Source organism: Clostridium pabulibutyricum (genome assembly GCF_058242705.1).
This window is the reverse complement of record NZ_JBZAYZ010000003.1, coordinates 1-17,520: the sequence shown is the minus strand read 5'-3', so window position 1 is coordinate 17,520 and position 17,520 is coordinate 1. Positions and strand designations below refer to the sequence as shown.

Here is a 17,520-nt window from a genome sequence, read left to right as displayed (position 1 = left end):
GGTAAATGAGTGAAAAATGGACTGAAGAACAAAAGGAAGCCATATATACTGAAACGGGAAATATTTTGGTTGCAGCAGGGGCGGGAGCGGGAAAGACAGCTGTGCTTGTAAATAGAATAATCAGAAAAATCATGGATGAAAAATCCTGTACTGATATAGACAGGCTTCTTGTAGTTACATATACAAATGCTGCGGCATCTGAAATGAAAGAAAGAATTGGGGACAAGATTCAGAGAAATCTGGAGGAAAACTTTGAATCAAGCAGGCTTCAGCGCCAGCTTGCACTTTTGAATCAGGCAAATATAATGACTATGCATTCTTTTTGCCTTAAGGTTATAAGGGAGAATTTTCAACTTATAGACCTTGATCCTGGTTTCAGAGTTGCAGACAGCGATGAATGTATACTTTTGAAACAGGAGGCTGTATCGGAATTATTTGAGGAAAAATATGATGAGGAAGACCACAACTTTTTAAAATTTGTGGATTCTTTTGGTTATAAAGATGATTCGAGGGCTATGGATATTGTTGTTGCACTTTATGAATTTGTTCAAAGTGTACCTTGGCCCCATGAATGGCTTCAAAATGCCGAGCGGAATTTTTGTGTAGGTTCAGGTTTTGATTTTTCTATTTCTCCTTGGGCGGAGATACTGATTCAGAATATTAAAAAAGAAATAGGCGGAATGATATTGAAACTTGAGAATTCAGCTGAGAAGTTGAGAACTGATGACTGCTTGAAGCCATATTTGGAAATTTTTGTTTATTATATAGATGAACTCAAGAAGTGTATGGAGCTTACGTCGTGGAATAAGATAAAAAAGAATATAGATGAATTTACATTTAAAAAACTCCCAACGATAAAAGGAAAAGATTATAATGTATTCATAAAAGAGAGCAGTAAAAAAGCTAAAAATTCTGTAAAAAAGTCTCTTGATGGTATTAAAGACAAAATATCAACTGCAGAAAATATAGGAAAAAGCATTTCAGACATGCATCCAATAATCAAGTGTCTGACAGATATGACAATTGAGTTTGAAGAAAAATATTCTTCCAAGAAAAGAGAAAGAGATATAATTGATTTTAATGATATAGAGCATTTTTGTATGAAGATACTTGTTGACAAATATGAAGACGGTCAAATCACGCCTTCCAATGCTGCACTTTATTATAGAAAATTTTTTGAAGAAATACTGATAGATGAGTATCAGGACAGTAATTCAGTTCAAGAAGTCATAATAAACATGATATGCCGCAAGGATGATATGTCGAATTTATTTATGGTAGGGGATGTAAAACAGAGTATATACAGATTCAGACAGGCAAAGCCGGAATTGTTTCTTGAAAAATATAAAAGTTATTCTCAAAAAAAAGGTTCGATAAACAGGAGGATAAAGCTTTTTAAAAATTTCAGAAGTAGATTTAATATAATAGATGCTGTGAATTATATATTTGGCCAGATAATGTGTACTGAAGTGGGAGAGCTTGACTATGACAGAGAAGAAGAACTTCAGGGTATGGCTCAATATCCTGAATCCGAGCTCAGTACTTTTGAGAATGAAAGTGTGGAACTTCATATAATAGACAGGTCTAATGAAAGCGAAGGAGAAGAAAATTTTGACGGTGTACAGGCTGAGGCAAGGCTTGTTGCAAAAAAAATAGAGGAACTTGTACAATCGGGCGTTTGTGTATATGACAAGACAAAAGCTTGTTATAGGGGCATAGCCTACAGTGATATAGTTGTCCTAATGCGTTCTACAAAGGGTTTATCTCCGGTTTTTGTAGAACAGTTTAATAATTGTGGTATACCGGTGTTTGCAGATGTTTCTACGGGATATTTTGATACAATTGAGATAAAGACAATAATGAGTGTTCTAGGTATAATAGATAATCCAATTCAGGATATACCTCTTATTGCAGTTTTGCGTTCGCCAATAGAAAATTTTTCTCCAGAAGAACTTATAGATATAAGAATTTCAAATAAAGATATGCCATTTTACAAGGCCATGAGCGAGTGTGTTAAGTCTGATGAAACCAGTGACGAATTAAAATGTAAAATAACTAAGTTTATGAATAGATTGCATATTTGGAGAAAAAAGGTATTGTATATGTCCATAGATGAGTTTTTATGGTACATTTACATGGATACCGGGTATTATGGATTTGCAGGTGCTATGCCGGGAGGTATTCAGCGGCAGGCAAACCTCAGGATGCTTTTTCAAAAAGCGGAGCAGTATGAAAAAACAAGTTACAAGGGACTGTTTAATTTTATAAACTTCATAAACAAGCTTAGAATGAGCAGTGGCGATATGGGAAGCGCGAAAGTACTTGGTGAAAATGAAAATGTGGTTAGGATAATGAGCATACATAAAAGTAAGGGACTTGAATTTCCAGTAGTGATTCTTGCAGGTGCAGGCAAAAATTTTAATACCATGGATATGAAGGAACCTGTTATGTTTGACGAGAAGCTTGGAATAGCATCTGATTACGTTGATTGTGTAAGAAGAGTAAAGTATACAACTGTAGTAAAGGAAATATTTAAAAATAAGCTCAAGAATGAAACCTTGTCGGAGGAGATGAGAATACTATACGTTGCTTTTACAAGGGCGAAAGAAAAGCTTATTATAACCGGATCAGTGGCTAACCTTGAAAAGTCTGTTGAAAAGTGGTGTGAAGAGTCCATAAACGGTGAAAAAATAGTTCCTTCATACACTCTTTTAAAGGCGAGGAACTATATGGACTGGATATGTGAAGCACTTGTCAGACACAAAGATGGAAATGTAATAAGAGATGCATCTGCAGGCAGTTATACAAAATTTCATGATGTTAAGGGTGTTTCAAAATGGAATGTAAAACTTTGGAATAAAAATAAAATTGCGGATATTCCAAAGGAAAATAAAAAATCTGATATTGTAGATGAAATAAAAAGTCTTGAAATTGAATGCGGAAAAAGTTCATACTTTGATGAAATTAACAGGAGACTTGATTGGAAATACAAATATTATGATGCTTCAATTATTCCGGCTAAATTTTCTGTATCAGAACTTAAGAAAAGATTTATTGACGACTCTAATGAATATAATGCCAATTTTGATGAAAATAAAGGTTTGGAAATCAGAATACCGGATTTTATGCGCGATAAAAAAGAGATTTCACCTGCATATAGAGGTACACTTATGCATCTTGTAATGCAGCATATAAATATAAGTGATACGGAGAAAATTGAAAATATAATATTGCAGATAGAAAGTCTTGCAAACAGGGAATTTATGAGAAAAGAGGATATAAAGTTCATTTCCCCGTCGAAGATATTTCAATTTTTTAAATCTGATCTGGGAATGAGAATTAAAAAATCTTTGAATGTACGCAGGGAGGTGCCTTTCTATATGGAAGTAGAAAGTGGAGAGATATATGACAATCTTCCGGATTATATTTCAAAGAATGAAAAAGTACTTCTTCAGGGAATAATAGATTGTTACTTTGAAGAGGAAGATGGATTGGTGCTGGTTGATTATAAAACTGATTATGTAGAAAATATCGATGATATAAAGAATAAATATAAGATACAGATTAAATACTATTCAAAAGCGCTTGAAAGCATAACGGGAAAAATAGTCAAGGAAAAGTACCTGTATCTTTTCAGTATAGGTAAACCTGTTTTGATGGGGAAGGTGAAGCAAAGTGGAAAAAGTCTATGATAAGTTTTTGAGATATATAAAATTTGATACGCAGTCCAGTGAAGAGTCATCCAGTTCGCCAAGTACTGTGAGGCAACTTGAGTTTGCAAAGCAGTTGTGCTTGGAATTGAAAAACATTGGACTTTCAGAGGTATCTGTTGATAAAAATGGCTATGTAATGGGATGTCTTCCTTCAAATACAAGTAAAAAAATTCCAACGGTAGGATTCATAGCACATATGGATACAAGTCCCGAGGTCTCAGGGAAAAATGTAAAGCCATTAATAATTGAAAACTATGATGGGGGAGATATCGTGCTTGACAGTTTAAAAGGCACGGTACTTAGAACACGTGATTTTCCTGAAATAAAAAATTATATTGGAAAAACACTTATAACTACGGATGGAAATACTTTGCTTGGAGCTGATGACAAAGCTGGAATATCGGAAATTGTGCATGCAGTTGAGTATATTTCACTGCATCATGAGATAGAACATGGAGATATAAAGATATGTTTTACTCCCGATGAGGAAATAGGAAGAGGTGCTGACAATTTTAATGTGGAGAAATTCGGGGCACAATTTGCATATACTGTAGATGGTGGCGAAATAGGAGAACTTGAGTATGAGAATTTCAATGCAGCTGCAGCAAAACTCACAATATTTGGAGTAAATGTTCATCCTGGATATGCGAAGGGAAAAATGATAAATTCAATGAATGTTGCAAATGAATTCATGAATATGCTTCCGAAAGATGAGATTCCGGAGGCTACGAGTGGATACGAAGGGTTCTATCATCTTGTTTCAATGAATGGAAATATTGAAGAGACAAATCTCAGTTATATAATAAGGGATTTCTGTGAAGAAAAATTTGAATACAGAAAAAATTTTATGCTTGAATGTGTGAATAAACTTAAAAAAACATATGGGAGCAGTATTGCAGCAATTGACATAAGAGAACAGTACCGGAATATGAAGAAAAAGATAAAACAGGCAGCATATGTGGTTGATATAGCAAAAAAGGCTATGGAAATTTCAGGTGTGAAACCTAAAATATCTCCTATAAGGGGAGGTACGGATGGTGCAAGGCTGTCATTTATGGGACTTCCAACTCCTAATATATTCACAGGTGGTCATAATTTTCATGGAAGGTATGAATATATTCCTGTTTTTGCAATGGAGAAGGCATCTAGGGTAATAGTGAACATAGTAAAATTAACATCGGATATTGAAAAGGTTCTGCAGGAATAAACATGCAGAACCTTTTTTAGAATCATGGCTATTTCAAAATCAGATTTTCAGCAGCAGTTTTTATATCGGAAGTATTGAGAATTGCAGAAACTACTGATATTCCATCCACACCTGTGGACAATATGTCATTAAAATTTCTTTGATTTATTCCGCCTATTGCAACGGCGGGTATGCTTATGCTGTCATATATTTTTTTCAATCCTTCAATTCCGAGAGGGTGTTTTGTGTCTTTTTTTGTTCCAGTATTGAATACAGTACCTATGCCAAGATAGTCGGCTCCTCCTTTTTCAGCATCAAGTGCTTCCTGTATGCTGCCTGAAGATATTCCTATTATTTTGTTTTTGCCGAGGATTTCTCTTGCTTTTAAAAGAGGCATGTCAGTTTGACCGAGATGAACTCCATCGGCATCTATGGCCTGGGCTATATCAATTCTGTCATTTATTATTAGGGGGATCTTATAATATGATGTAACTTTTTTGACATCCACTGCAATTTCAAAAAATTCTCTTGTAGAAGAATATTTCTCCCTTATCTGTACAAGGGTAACTCCTCCAAGAATAGCCTCCTCCACAGCATCTTTCAATGTCTTGTCTTTAAGAAAACGTCTGTCTGTTACAAGGTATAATTTATAGTTTATATCCATTCTACTTTTGCCATCTCCTTAATTTTTTCTCCTGTCAAATTGTATATTGAATCTATTAGTTTTACTCTGAAACTTCCAGGGGAATTTGCAGATTTAAAAGCTTCTTCTCCTGCAATATTCATGGACAGTACTGCACAGACAACAGCAAGAAATTTATCGTCCGAGGAGCCTAAAGTAGCTGCACACAATGCACCAAGCATGCACCCGGCCCCTGTTATTTTAGTCAGCATGGGAGTATTGTTTTTTATTATAGCGGTATTTTTCCCATCAGTTATAAAGTCTTCTTTACCAGTTGCAGCTGTAATACAATTGTGTCTTTTGGAAATTTCAATGCAGCTTTCAAGGGCATTTTCAAGCCCGCCAACGGAATCAACACCTTTTACATTTGAGGCTTTTCCAGCAAGAAAGTTTATTTCACCTGCATTTCCCTTTATCGCATCTATGCGGCCAAGTTCAAACAATTTGTTTATTACAGTTGCCCTTTTTGGAATTGCGGGACATCCAACTGGGTCAAGTATTACAGGTACATTGTGTATTCTTGCGGATTCGGATGCCAGTATGATTGATGTTTCCTGTTCACGGTTTAGTGTTCCTAGATTTATGTAGAGGGATTGGGATAAAGCTGTGAAATCGAAAGCCTCATCATAGGCATCACACATTGCAGGTGATGCACCATAAGAAAGAAGTGCATTTGCACAGTCATTTACTGTAACATAATTTGTAATACAGTGTACGAGAGGAGATTTTTTACGCATTTCATTGAATATGTCTGAAACTTTTTCCATATTTTTATCTTTCAATTTACTCGACTCCTTCTTATATATTAAAATAAAGGTATGTTATTTTTAAAAACAACATACCTTAAAGTCTTTACAAGTATGTTTCCTACGCCAGTTTTGACTGGATCAGGTTCAAAGGGTTAGATTTGAAATCTTCTCAGCTTTTTTACAAGCACCCCTACAAAATTTATTCATTTTTCACTATTAATTTTACTACATATATATGAATTTGCAACTTTAGTTTTAGACCAATAACTTTATTGACATTTAGTTAAAATTATAGTAGACTTGCCTTCAATAACAGAGAAGATATTGAAGATGCTTTAGAATTTATATCTTGAGCGGACATATGTATAAAGAAAGGAAGTGGAATTATGAAAATTGAAGACTTTAGTATTGTTGTATCTGGTGATATATGTGTAAACAGGCTGTTTTGGAAAGTCAACAATAGCTATATAAGCAATTTAAGCTGGCAGCAGCATCCTCATATATGTAGCAGGCTTAGCTGTGGTGAAGCACTGCTTCTGGCAAAGTTTGTATCTTTAGCTACAGGAGCAGAGGTTGTTTCACCTGAAATAAATTGTGACAACAATAATTTGCCTGATGGAATTTTAAGTTCCAGCATACAATTGGAAATTTTCCCCTCTTTACCAGATCAAAAAGATGGAGAAAAGATATACAGGGTAAAAACATTTCTTGGTTTTAATGAAATATATTTTGGAGATCCAAGGTTGTTTCCTATTGTTGATGATAATAAAAATGCCGACATGATAATTATTGACGATGAAAATAATGGCTTTAACAATGATGAAAAATTCTGGCCGATGGCACTTCAAGAAACAGAAAGTAATCCCGTAATTATATACAAGATGGATAATCCATCTGATAATACAAAATTGTGGAGACATATAGAAAAGTATTACATGAAGGACACCATAGTAGTCATAAATGGTGATGATTTAAGATCAAAAGAGGTTAATATAAGCAAGAATATTTCATGGGAAAGAACTGCACTTGATTTTGTATGGCAGATAAAAAACAATCCAAGTCTTGATTTTTTATCTAAATGCAGCAGGTTGATTGTACCGCTTGGTCTTGAAGGTGCTATATATTATAGAAATGAAGGAGGGATCAAATCAAAACTGTATTTTTTAACATATGCATTCGAGGGCGATCTTTTGAAACAGGGTCAAGGCAAAATGTATGGACTTACTTCATGCTTTGCTGCAGGTCTTGCAAAAGCTATTGCTTTAGGAAAAGACAGCAACAGGTCAATGGATGATTTGATAGATGATGGAATAAGAGAAGGAATCGTAGCAACTCAAAAATACTTCAGACATGGTTTTGGAAAAGATGTTGTGGAAAGTGAGTTTCCAAGTAATTCAATTTTTAATGAAGGTGAAAATGATTTTATATATAAAAAATATATACAGGATGTTGAAATCCCGGGAGTAGAGAATCCAAGATACCAGTCATCATGGTACATTATAAATGACAAAATTTCTGCAAATCTTACGGAAATAGCCTGTGACATAGTTAGAAACGGTGAAAAAAGCGTACTGAAATATATACCAATAGCCCAGTTTGGAAAATTGAAAACTGTGGACAGAGATGAGTTTGAAGCGTATAAAAGCATTAAAAATCTAATGTCCGAATATATTTTATCCCAAAGTACAGTCAGACCTTTGTGTATAGCTGTATTTGGAACACCGGGGTCTGGAAAATCTTTTGGAGTAACTCAAGTTGCATCCTGCGTTGCACCTAATTTGATTGAGAAACTGGACTTTAATTTATCACAGTTTCAGACATTGTCTGATTTGACTATAAGTTTTCACAATATAAGAGACATATCTCTTAGTGGAAAGATACCGTTGGTATTTTTTGACGAGTTTGATTCAACATTTGAAAAGAAACTCGGATGGCTCAAATATTTTTTGGCCCCAATGCAGGATGGTGTGTTCAGAGAGGACAATTCAATACATCCTATAGGAAAGGCTATCTTTGTATTTGCAGGTGGCACAAGCAGTACGTTTGAAAAATTTTGTGGAGAAAATATCACGGATGAAGTTGAATACAGGCAGTTTAGCAGAGAGTTTCAGAGCGCAAAAGGTCCTGATTTTATAAGCAGGCTTAGAGGATATGTGAATATTTTGGGACTTAATCAAACGGATAATAAAAATGATCAGTTGTTTATAATAAGAAGGGCCATGCTTTTAAGATCGCTTATTGAGAGGAAGGTTCCACATCTTATAAATGAAAGGGGAGAAGCACAGATAGACAGAGGTGTACTGAGGGCACTGCTTAAAATAAGCAATTATAAACACGAATCAAGGTCAATGGAAGCCATACTTGAAATGAGCAGGCTTACGAGAGCCAAAAAGTGGGAACAGTCGTACCTTCCGCCAAAAGACCAGTTGAGACTTCATGTTGATGAAGATGAATTTTATCGTCATATGATGAAAGAAGAATTTTTTAGTGAGAGAATTGAAGAACTTTGTATTGTTTTTAATTATAAATTAATGAGTATATATGAAAAACATGAGGTTGATGGTATTAAACCGGATGAATGCTGGAGGAGACTTGACAAGGAGCAAAAAGACTGCATTAGAAAGAATATAAAAGGTATTCCTGATATGTTGTATAAGGTTCATTATGAATTGATTTCAGTGTTGGATATAAAGAAAAATGAAATTGCAGAATTTAGTCAGAGTGAAATTGAAGAGCTGGCGAAATGTGAAGAAAAGTATTTGAGCGCCGAAATTAATGAAAGCACTTTTTTTGAGCTGTTATCCAGGGAAGTAGAAAGTTATGTCAGATGCTGGCCGGAAATGTTTGCTGAGGTTGGTTTTAAAATACAAAGATTGAAGTTTGGATTATCCCAGAACACAAATGAAAAAAACCTCATTTAAGTAATGAGGTTTTTTTATGATTCATGGTGCCGATGGTCGGATTCGAACCGACACGCCCGAAGACACTTGATTTTGAGTCAAGCAAGTCTGCCAATTCCATCACATCGGCATATTTGACAAACAACATAAATTATAATATCACATAAGACATTCCAGGTCAAGAGAAATTTTGCATTTTATGATTGTAACAAATAATAAGTTTTTGAATTTTACTATGGAAATTAATGGAATATGGTAGTATAATAAATAAGTAATCATGTATAATGAAATTTGTAAAAATATATGGAATAATATGATGTGTTATAATATGTAAAGGATTTAAAATACTGTCTTAAAATAGTGGTGAAATAATAAAAATTGATATAGATAATAAAAAATGATTAATATTAAGAGGAGTATTTGAATATTATGTAGAATATAAATAATAAATTTAATTGTGAGGATAAATAAATTATGATTAATAAAAATATTTTTGGATTTCATTCTTCATTTTACTATTTTGGATTGGAACATTTATGTATAAATATGCATAAATATGTAAATCAGGGTATTAGAAAAAATCAATTTATATGTATTTTCTCAGGCAGCAGAGTATATGATTGTATTAGAAAGTATATTGATATTAATGAAAAAAACAGTATTAATATTTCAGAACTCGAAAATTTAGTCGGCAAGTCTCCAAAAATAAAAGAAATGCAGGAAAAGTTGAGTCACTTTGAAGGTAAAATTATAAGGAATGGATACGAAGGAATTAGAATAATATTGGATGTAAGTCAGTTTATAGTACGAACTTCTAAAGATGATTTTTTGAAATTTGATGCTGACATAAATGAGATTATACGTGGAAGCAGATCTTCTGTAATGTGCCTTTACGATTTTGAGGATTATGTAAAAGATAAAAAAATTATCAACGATGAAATTATTCAGGAATCATATAAAACTCATCCTTACAGATTATACAGAGGAGAAATCGTGAGTTCAAAAAAACTTCTCTATGTTTGATAAATAGTAGCGTTCAAATAAAAAAAGAAGTTCTGAAATGGAACAATACAGAACTTCCTGCAAATTCAATGTTGATTATTTGTTCATTGCTTCTTCTACAGCAACTGCAACAGCAACGGATGCACCTACCATAGGATTGTTTCCCATGCCTATAAGTCCCATCATTTCAACGTGGGCAGGTACTGATGAAGAACCTGCAAACTGTGCATCTGAGTGCATTCTTCCCATTGTATCTGTCATTCCATAGGAAGCAGGACCTGCTGCCATGTTGTCAGGATGAAGAGTTCTTCCTGTACCGCCGCCGGATGCAACTGAAAAATATTTTTTACCTTGTTCTATACATTCTTTTTTATAAGTTCCGGCAACTGGATGCTGGAATCTTGTTGGGTTTGTTGAATTACCTGTTATTGATACGTCAACTCCCTCATGATGCATTATTGCAACACCTTCTCTTACATCATCAGCACCATAACATTTTACTTTTGCCCTTTCACCGTCTGAATATGCAGTTTCTTTGACTATATTCAATTTTCCAGTGTAATAATCAAATTTTGTCTGGACGTAAGTAAATCCGTTTATTCTTGAGATTATAAAAGCAGCATCTTTTCCAAGACCGTTTAATATTACTCTAAGAGGTTGTTTCCTTACTTTGTTTGCTGAGTTTGCAAGACCAATTGCACCTTCTGCAGCAGCAAATGATTCATGTCCAGCAAGAAAAGCAAAACATTTTGTTTCTTCACGTAATAACATTGCAGCAAGATTTCCATGACCTATACCAACTTTTCTGTCATCTGCAACAGATCCTGGAATACAAAATGATTGAAGGCCTTCACCTATAGCTTCTGCAGCATCTGCAGCCTTTTTGCAACCTTTTTTTATTGCTATTGCGGCACCTACTGTGTAAGCCCAACAGGCATTTTCAAAACAAATTTGCTGAACGCCTTTTACTATGTTGTAGGCATCTACGCCCTTTTCATCACAAACTGCCTTAGCTTCTTCAAGTGAATTCATACCATATTTTTTAAGTACAGGTGTGATTTGATCTATTCTTCTTTCATAACTTTCAAATAATGCCATAATACTTTTCTCCTCCTATCCTTTTATTCCTGCCTAGGGTCTATGATTTTTGCAGCTTCATCGTATCTTCCGTAAGTACCAGTAGCTTTTTTAACAGCTTCAGCAGGTTCGATACCGCTTTTTATAAAGTCCATCATTTTTCCAAGACTTATGAATTCATATCCTATAACCTGATTGTCTTTGTCGAGAGCTATGTGGTTTATATAACCTTCTGCCATTTCAAGATATCTTGTACCTTTTTTCTTCGTTCCATACATTGTACCGATTTGGCTTCTAAGTCCTTTTCCAAGGTCTTCAAGTCCGGCACCAATAGGAAGTCCACCTTCTGAAAATGCAGTCTGTGATCTTCCATAAACTATTTGTAGAAATAATTCTCTCATGGCAACATTTATTGCATCACATACCAAATCTGTGTTCAATGCTTCTAGTATTGTCTTGCCTGGAAGTATCTCTGATGCCATTGCAGCTGAGTGAGTCATTCCAGAGCAGCCTATTGTTTCAACAAGAGCTTCCTGTATTATTCCATCCTTAACGTTCAAAGTGAGTTTACAGGCACCTTGCTGAGGGGCACACCAACCTATGCCGTGAGTTAATCCTGATATATCTTTTACTTCCTTGGCCTGTACCCATTTTCCCTCCTCTGGAATTGGAGCGGGACCATGGTTGGGACCCTTGGCTACACAACACATTCTGTCTACTTCTGTTGAATAAATCATATTTTATCTCCCTTCTTTATTTATAAATAATTTATATGTAACTTTGAAATTATCCCAGCGGGACTAAAACAATCCCGGACAGGGTATAAATATTCAACAAACAAATTAATTTTACCAAATATACACTTATACCACAATAGATACAGAGGAAAAGTTTTAACTGTGAGATTTCCTCAATTAAAATGTATGGTATTTATATTTCTGAAGCAAAAGCTTGGTATACGTGAGTTTTTTATAATTTCGATGGATTTTTCAGGACTGTCAATGAAATTTGCGCAGTTTTTGGTCAGGTCTTCTTTTAAACACTCATCTACATAATTGCAATAAGCATAGTAGTCTCTGCGTTCTGTGGAATACCTCGCATACAAATCACCGCATGATTTTATTACTTCTCTGCATAGATACAAATTACAGGGATGGGGTCTCATAAAGGTTTCTATGGTACATCCATCTTTGCCGAGAAACGGACACAATTTGAAAAATAATGAAGTATTGAATCCATCATACTTTTTTGAGTCTGAGTTTAAGAACCTTGTGTACTGTTTCTTAAAAAATTTCCCAAAGACTTTTATAGAAAATTTTCCAACTTTGGAATTTGGAAGTGAAATTAAATATTTTATAAAGCAAAGTTTTCCATTCATCAGTATATTTTTTATGTCCACAAGTCTGTATTCAGGGAAATACCAGCAGCAGCCCCTGTTTTTTATATCAGTATATGAAATCGATTCAATATTGCCGGAGCATTTTCCACACAAGGTGCATTTAAAAAGTGGAATGCCAGCATTTGAATTGTAACTTAAAATCATAAAACTCCCCCCTGACTAATAATAATTTTAGTCTTTTTGGATAATTTTTAAAAATAGGATTTTATGGTGAAAACAAGAATTATATCCAAAAGATTGGGCAAATACAGTTAAATATACAGTAATATAACACAGGAGGGTTAAAAATTGACTGTACTGTAATGTAAGGTCTTACAATAGAAAGATAATGTGATAGAATATTAATAGTTACAGCATTGAGAAAAGGAGAAATCAAATGGCTAATGAAAAGTTGTTGATATTGGATGGACATAGTTTGATGAACAGGGCATTTTATGCACTGCCGGAACTTACCAACAGAGAAGGTTTGCATACAAATGCAGTTTATGGCTTTATAAATATGCTTTTTAAGATGAAGGATGATATATTGCCGGACTATGTAGTCTGTACATTTGACAGGAGTGCCCCGACTTTCAGGCATAAAGAATATGATGAATATAAAGCTGGAAGAAAGAAAATGCCTCAGGAACTTTCGGAGCAGTTTCCAATTTTGAAAAAGGTATTGAACCTCTTGGCTATAAATATATTTGAAGTTGATGGTTTTGAAGCCGATGATATAATGGGTACATTGTCCAAAGTTGCCGAAGAAAAAGGAATGGAAGTATATATAGTAACAGGAGACAGGGATATGCTTCAGCTTGCTTCGGATAATACGCATATAGTCATTACTAAAAAAGGAATAACAGAAAAAGAGATATATGATAAAAGTAGAATGATTGAAGATTATGGTATAACGCCTCTGCAGTTTATAGATGTAAAAGGACTTATGGGTGATAAGTCCGACAATATACCGGGAGTGCCAGGTATAGGTGAGAAAACAGCTTTTAAACTTATAAAGGAATATAAAAGCATTGAAAATGTATTTGAAAACATAGATAATATCAAGGGGAAAAAGTTAAAGGAAAATCTAGAAAAATACATGCAGCAGGCTATTTTCAGCAAGAAACTGGCATCAATTGTTACAAATGTACCAATTGACATAGATATGGAGTCTATAAAGTCAAGTGAAGACTATGACTTTATAGAATTAAAAAAGCTGTTTGAAAATCTGGAGTTTAAGAGACTTCTTGATAAAATTCCTGGATTTGAAGATAATAGGCAGGGAACAGCTGAAGTTGAACTTGATATTGAAGATATAGGCAGTATAACTGAAATGAAGAAGTTTGTAGAATATATCCAAAATAATAAAACACAACATGAAAAGATGTATATAAATTTTAAGGCCTCCAAGGAGAATGTATATACAGAGGGTTATATAGAAGATATTTTTATAAATTTTGGGGAACGTATATATATAATTCATATAAGAAAGATGATGGAAGAAGATGCGGAGGTTTTGAAGGAGTATCTTCAAGATATTTTTTCAAATATGAATATAAGCAAGGTAGGATTTGACATTAAAGTTCTCTATAATATACTGTATAAAATGGGAATAAGTCTATTGAATGTGGAATTTGACATCAAGATAGGGGCATATCTTTTGAACCCAGCAGATAAATTTGAAATGACGGATGTTATAAATGCTTATTCGGGGTCTTATGTAAATATTGATGATGAAATGCTGATTGAAAAATCAACATTATTTATGAAGCCAGTCTATGAAAACATAAAAGACAAGATAAAACAAGCAGATATGGAAAAACTGATGTACGATATTGAAATGCCTCTTGAGCGGGTTCTTTCATCTATGGAGTGTGAGGGATTTTGTGTAGACAGTAAGATGTTATCAGAGCTTGGAGTAAGGTTTGAAAAGGAAATAGAAAATGTAAAGAAGGAAATATATGAGCTTGCCGAGGAGGAATTTAATATAAATTCACCTAAACAGCTTGGAAAAATTCTTTTCGAAAAACTTGATCTTCCAGTTATAAAGAAAACCAAAACTGGATATTCCACTAACTCAAAGGTTCTTGAAAAACTTATGGATAAACATCCTATAATAGAAAAGATAGTTTATTACAGGCAGTTGTCGAAAATATATTCCACTTATGTTGAAGGGTTGAGCATGGTTGTGGACAGTGATGGAAAAATACATTCCAATTTCAATCAAACTATAACAGCTACAGGAAGGCTTTCAAGTACTGAACCGAACTTGCAGAACATACCTATAAAGTATGAGATGGGCAAGGAGATAAGAAAAGTGTTTGTACCAGAGAATGAAAGGTGTATAATATTGTCTGCAGATTATTCACAAATAGAGCTCAGAGTACTTGCGCATATTGCAGATGACACAAATCTTATAGATGCTTTTAAAAATCATAGTGACATTCATAGAAAGACTGCATCTGAGGTTTTCAATGTTCCTTTTGAAGAAGTCACAAGCAAACAGCGAAGCAGTGCAAAGGCAGTCAATTTTGGCATAGTTTATGGAATAGGTGATTTCAGTCTTGCAAAGGATCTGAATATAAGCAGAAACGAAGCTAAGCTCTATATAGAGACTTACTTTGACAGATATCCGAATGTAAAGAAGTATATGGATGACATAGTTGCAAGTGCCGAGAAGCAGGGATATGTTACTACTATAATGAATAGAAGGCGTTTTATAAAAGAGATTCATTCAAGAAACAAGATTTTGAGGGCTCTTGGGGAAAGACTTGCCATGAATACACCTATACAGGGCAGTGCTGCAGATATAATAAAGATTGCAATGATTGATGTTTATAATGAACTTAAAAATAGAAAATTAAAAAGCAGGCTTATACTTCAGGTACACGATGAGTTGATTCTTAATGTGTATGAAGATGAAATGGAAGAAGTAAAGAGCATACTTAAATTTCAGATGGAGAATTGTGTAAAACTTAAAGTTCCCCTTGAGGTTGATATGAATTGGGGAGAAAACTGGTATGAAATAAAATAATGTTATTCAGGGAGAGCGCTATGTTGAAGATAGGTCTTACAGGAGGTATAGGAAGTGGGAAAAGCACTGTATCTTCCATACTGAGTGCAAATAATATTTCCATAATAGATGCGGATGTTGTAAGCAGAAATGTTTTAAATAAATATCCAGGTATAATGACAGAGGTAAAGAAACAGTTTGGAAAAAGTTTTTTTGATTTAAATGGAAAATTCAGGAGAAGGGAATTTGGAAATTTTATATTTTCAAATAAAGACCTGAGAAAAAAATATGAAGATATTATAATTCCATACATAAAGGAAGAAATATTGTCTATAATGAAAGAATTTCAAGACAAAGGGGAATTCATGTGTGTACTTGATGCACCAACACTCATAGAGAATGGATTTAATGATTTTATGGATGAAGTTATTTTAGTGTGGGTAGACTTGGACACACAGGTTAAAAGAGTTATGGAAAGAGATAAATTCGATATTGATCAGGTAATGAAAAGAATTGATTCTCAGATGAAACTTGAAAGCAAGAGAGAATATGCTAGTTTTATATTGGATAATTCAAAGGATATTTATGAAACAAAACAAAATTTGAAGGATATATTTAATAAAATATCTGTCAAGTACAAGGGGGTGAAATGTCCTGAATTAAGTATTTAGGGCATATTTGACATTGAAGTTTGCCAAAAGATTGATTACAATCCTTGTAATAGTTTTTATTATAGTAAATGTAAAAAATATAGTACACCATTTTTATCCGCTTAAGTATTCAAAGTATATACTGGAATATTCACAAAAATATGATGTGGATCCGTACCTTGTTATGGCCATTATTAAAACAGAAAGTGGATTCAAGGAAAATGTCAGATCAAATAAAAATGCGGTTGGGCTTATGCAGATAACGCCTGACACGGCAGAGTGGGCGGCAGATAAAATGGGTATTTATGGATTTTATGAGAATATGCTTGAAAACCCTGAGTTCAATATAAAGATGGGTTGTTGGTATATTAGAAACCTTGAAAATGAGTTTGATGGAAATACGGATCTTGTGCTTGCTGCATACAATGGCGGGAGAGGAAATGTAGAAAAGTGGCTTAAAGAACATTCTTCAGACGGAAAAAATCTGCATTATATACCATTTAAAGAAACCGACAAATATGTTAAAAAGGTAAATGTGAACTATAAAGTATACAAAAAGCTGTATAGGAATATAAATTGAGCTCTGTCTCAATTTATATTCCTATGATTATTTATACATACAAAAAAAGAGAGACACTGCATCTCTCTTTATTTTTGATTTAAATCCAAAATACCGCTGACTTTATTTGACACCTATCTCTCGATAGGTGGGTGTTCTCACAGATGCGTCTATCATTTCCTACGTCTCAAAGGTTACATATTAACATCTAAATATTGAACTCCCTTGTAAATAATGTAGGTTCAAACTAAAGCCTGACAAATATCCTAGAAGATTAAACTGTTTACGATTATTATTATAAGACTTATTGATTTGCCTGTCAACAACTTTGCAAACATTTTCAATAAGTAATATGAACGAAAGATGATAATGTCTTAGTATACCAAAGTTGATTATGTCCCAAAAAGCAAATTTATAATATAATAAACCTCATGACAAAGAAATGAGGTGGACATGATTAGAAAGGTATATTTAAAAATGAATGAAGAATTAAAATATAAAGTTATTAAGAAGTTAATAGATAGTAATGGTAACAAGCAGAGAGCTGCAATTGAGTTAGGCTGCACTGTTAGACATATAAACAGAATGATTAAGGGATATAAGGAAAAAGG

At 33.8% G+C, this 17,520-nt stretch carries 12 protein-coding genes, 1 tRNA gene, 1 other RNA gene and 1 riboswitch; of the genes, 7 read left to right on the top strand and 7 right to left on the bottom strand.

Annotated features, from left to right (window positions below; all coding sequences use genetic code 11):
• The first annotated feature begins 5 nt into the window (after positions 1-5).
• Entirely contained in the window at positions 6-3,692 is a 3,687-nt protein-coding gene (gene addA, locus AC4CVH_RS05225; RefSeq protein WP_490786692.1) for a helicase-exonuclease AddAB subunit AddA, read from the top strand.
• On the top strand, positions 3,676-4,920 hold the full coding sequence (gene pepT, locus AC4CVH_RS05220) for a peptidase T (protein WP_490786691.1): 1,245 nt from the start codon (positions 3,676-3,678) through the stop codon (positions 4,918-4,920). Before addA ends, pepT begins: the two co-directional genes overlap by 17 nt.
• 28 nt (positions 4,921-4,948) lie before the next feature.
• Here the strand turns inward: pepT and thiE are convergent, their stop codons facing one another.
• Positions 4,949-5,563, bottom strand: a complete 615-nt coding sequence (thiE, locus tag AC4CVH_RS05215; RefSeq protein ID WP_490786690.1) for a thiamine phosphate synthase — start codon at positions 5,561-5,563, stop codon at positions 4,949-4,951.
• Positions 5,554-6,363, bottom strand: a complete 810-nt coding sequence (thiM, locus tag AC4CVH_RS05210; RefSeq protein ID WP_490786689.1) for a hydroxyethylthiazole kinase — start codon at positions 6,361-6,363, stop codon at positions 5,554-5,556. The genes thiE and thiM overlap by 10 nt, the downstream gene beginning before the upstream one ends.
• A gap of 65 nt (positions 6,364-6,428) precedes the next feature.
• Positions 6,429-6,532: riboswitch (TPP riboswitch) on the bottom strand.
• A gap of 184 nt (positions 6,533-6,716) precedes the next feature.
• Between thiM and AC4CVH_RS05205 the strand changes: the two genes are divergently transcribed.
• Positions 6,717-9,251 (top strand): Ryanodine receptor Ryr, encoded by a 2,535-nt coding sequence (locus AC4CVH_RS05205; protein WP_490786688.1) that lies wholly within the window; start codon positions 6,717-6,719, stop codon positions 9,249-9,251.
• Between the two features lie 24 nt (positions 9,252-9,275).
• On the opposite strand, the gene AC4CVH_RS05200 is transcribed toward AC4CVH_RS05205, so the two are convergent.
• Positions 9,276-9,360 (bottom strand) — tRNA-Leu (locus AC4CVH_RS05200).
• Between the two features lie 344 nt (positions 9,361-9,704).
• Between AC4CVH_RS05200 and AC4CVH_RS05195 the strand changes: the two genes are divergently transcribed.
• Positions 9,705-10,253: an MEDS domain-containing protein gene (locus tag AC4CVH_RS05195; protein WP_490786687.1), complete on the top strand. Its 549-nt coding sequence runs from the start codon at positions 9,705-9,707 to the stop codon at positions 10,251-10,253.
• Positions 10,254-10,328: 75 nt separating this feature from the next.
• On the opposite strand, the gene AC4CVH_RS05190 is transcribed toward AC4CVH_RS05195, so the two are convergent.
• From AC4CVH_RS05190 to AC4CVH_RS05180, 3 genes are all read right to left on the bottom strand, one after another.
• Positions 10,329-11,330, bottom strand: a complete 1,002-nt coding sequence (locus AC4CVH_RS05190) for a GGGtGRT protein (RefSeq protein ID WP_490786686.1) — start codon at positions 11,328-11,330, stop codon at positions 10,329-10,331.
• Positions 11,331-11,353: 23 nt separating this feature from the next.
• Positions 11,354-12,046: an iron-sulfur cluster assembly scaffold protein gene (locus tag AC4CVH_RS05185; RefSeq protein WP_490786685.1), complete on the bottom strand. Its 693-nt coding sequence runs from the start codon at positions 12,044-12,046 to the stop codon at positions 11,354-11,356.
• Positions 12,047-12,219: 173 nt separating this feature from the next.
• On the bottom strand, positions 12,220-12,852 hold the full coding sequence (locus AC4CVH_RS05180) for a hypothetical protein (RefSeq protein WP_490786684.1): 633 nt from the start codon (positions 12,850-12,852) through the stop codon (positions 12,220-12,222).
• A 232-nt stretch (positions 12,853-13,084) separates the two neighbouring features.
• Between AC4CVH_RS05180 and polA the strand changes: the two genes are divergently transcribed.
• Genes polA through AC4CVH_RS05165 form a run of 3 tightly spaced genes read left to right on the top strand, consistent with a single transcriptional unit; the run spans position 13,085 to position 16,930 of the window.
• Positions 13,085-15,721, top strand: a complete 2,637-nt coding sequence (gene polA / locus AC4CVH_RS05175; RefSeq protein ID WP_490786683.1) for a DNA polymerase I — start codon at positions 13,085-13,087, stop codon at positions 15,719-15,721.
• Positions 15,722-15,741: 20 nt separating this feature from the next.
• The gene (gene coaE, locus AC4CVH_RS05170) at positions 15,742-16,371 is read left to right on the top strand and encodes a dephospho-CoA kinase (RefSeq protein ID WP_490786682.1); all 630 of its coding nucleotides are present in this window, start codon (positions 15,742-15,744) and stop codon (positions 16,369-16,371) included.
• A 13-nt stretch (positions 16,372-16,384) separates the two neighbouring features.
• A complete protein-coding gene (locus AC4CVH_RS05165; protein ID WP_490786681.1) occupies positions 16,385-16,930 on the top strand; it encodes a lytic transglycosylase domain-containing protein in 546 nt (181 codons plus the stop codon).
• A 78-nt stretch (positions 16,931-17,008) separates the two neighbouring features.
• Here the strand turns inward: AC4CVH_RS05165 and ssrS are convergent.
• A non-coding RNA gene (gene ssrS, locus AC4CVH_RS05160) (6S RNA) lies at positions 17,009-17,185 on the bottom strand.
• Between the last annotated feature and the right edge of the window lie 335 nt (positions 17,186-17,520).

What these genes read in the sequence shown, in the direction of transcription:
- thiE (WP_490786690.1), bottom strand. Translation starts at nt 5,563, where the DNA reads ATGGATATAAACTATAAATTATACCTTGTAACAGACAGACGTTTTCTT.
- AC4CVH_RS05190 (WP_490786686.1), bottom strand. Translation starts at nt 11,330, where the DNA reads ATGGCATTATTTGAAAGTTATGAAAGAAGAATAGATCAAATCACACCT.
- addA (WP_490786692.1), top strand. Translation starts at nt 6, where the DNA reads ATGAGTGAAAAATGGACTGAAGAACAAAAGGAAGCCATATATACTGAA.
- AC4CVH_RS05180 (WP_490786684.1), bottom strand. Translation starts at nt 12,852, where the DNA reads ATGATTTTAAGTTACAATTCAAATGCTGGCATTCCACTTTTTAAATGC.
- AC4CVH_RS05195 (WP_490786687.1), top strand. Translation starts at nt 9,705, where the DNA reads ATGATTAATAAAAATATTTTTGGATTTCATTCTTCATTTTACTATTTT.
- AC4CVH_RS05205 (WP_490786688.1), top strand. Translation starts at nt 6,717, where the DNA reads ATGAAAATTGAAGACTTTAGTATTGTTGTATCTGGTGATATATGTGTA.
- AC4CVH_RS05185 (WP_490786685.1), bottom strand. Translation starts at nt 12,046, where the DNA reads ATGATTTATTCAACAGAAGTAGACAGAATGTGTTGTGTAGCCAAGGGT.
- coaE (WP_490786682.1), top strand. Translation starts at nt 15,742, where the DNA reads ATGTTGAAGATAGGTCTTACAGGAGGTATAGGAAGTGGGAAAAGCACT.
- polA (WP_490786683.1), top strand. Translation starts at nt 13,085, where the DNA reads ATGGCTAATGAAAAGTTGTTGATATTGGATGGACATAGTTTGATGAAC.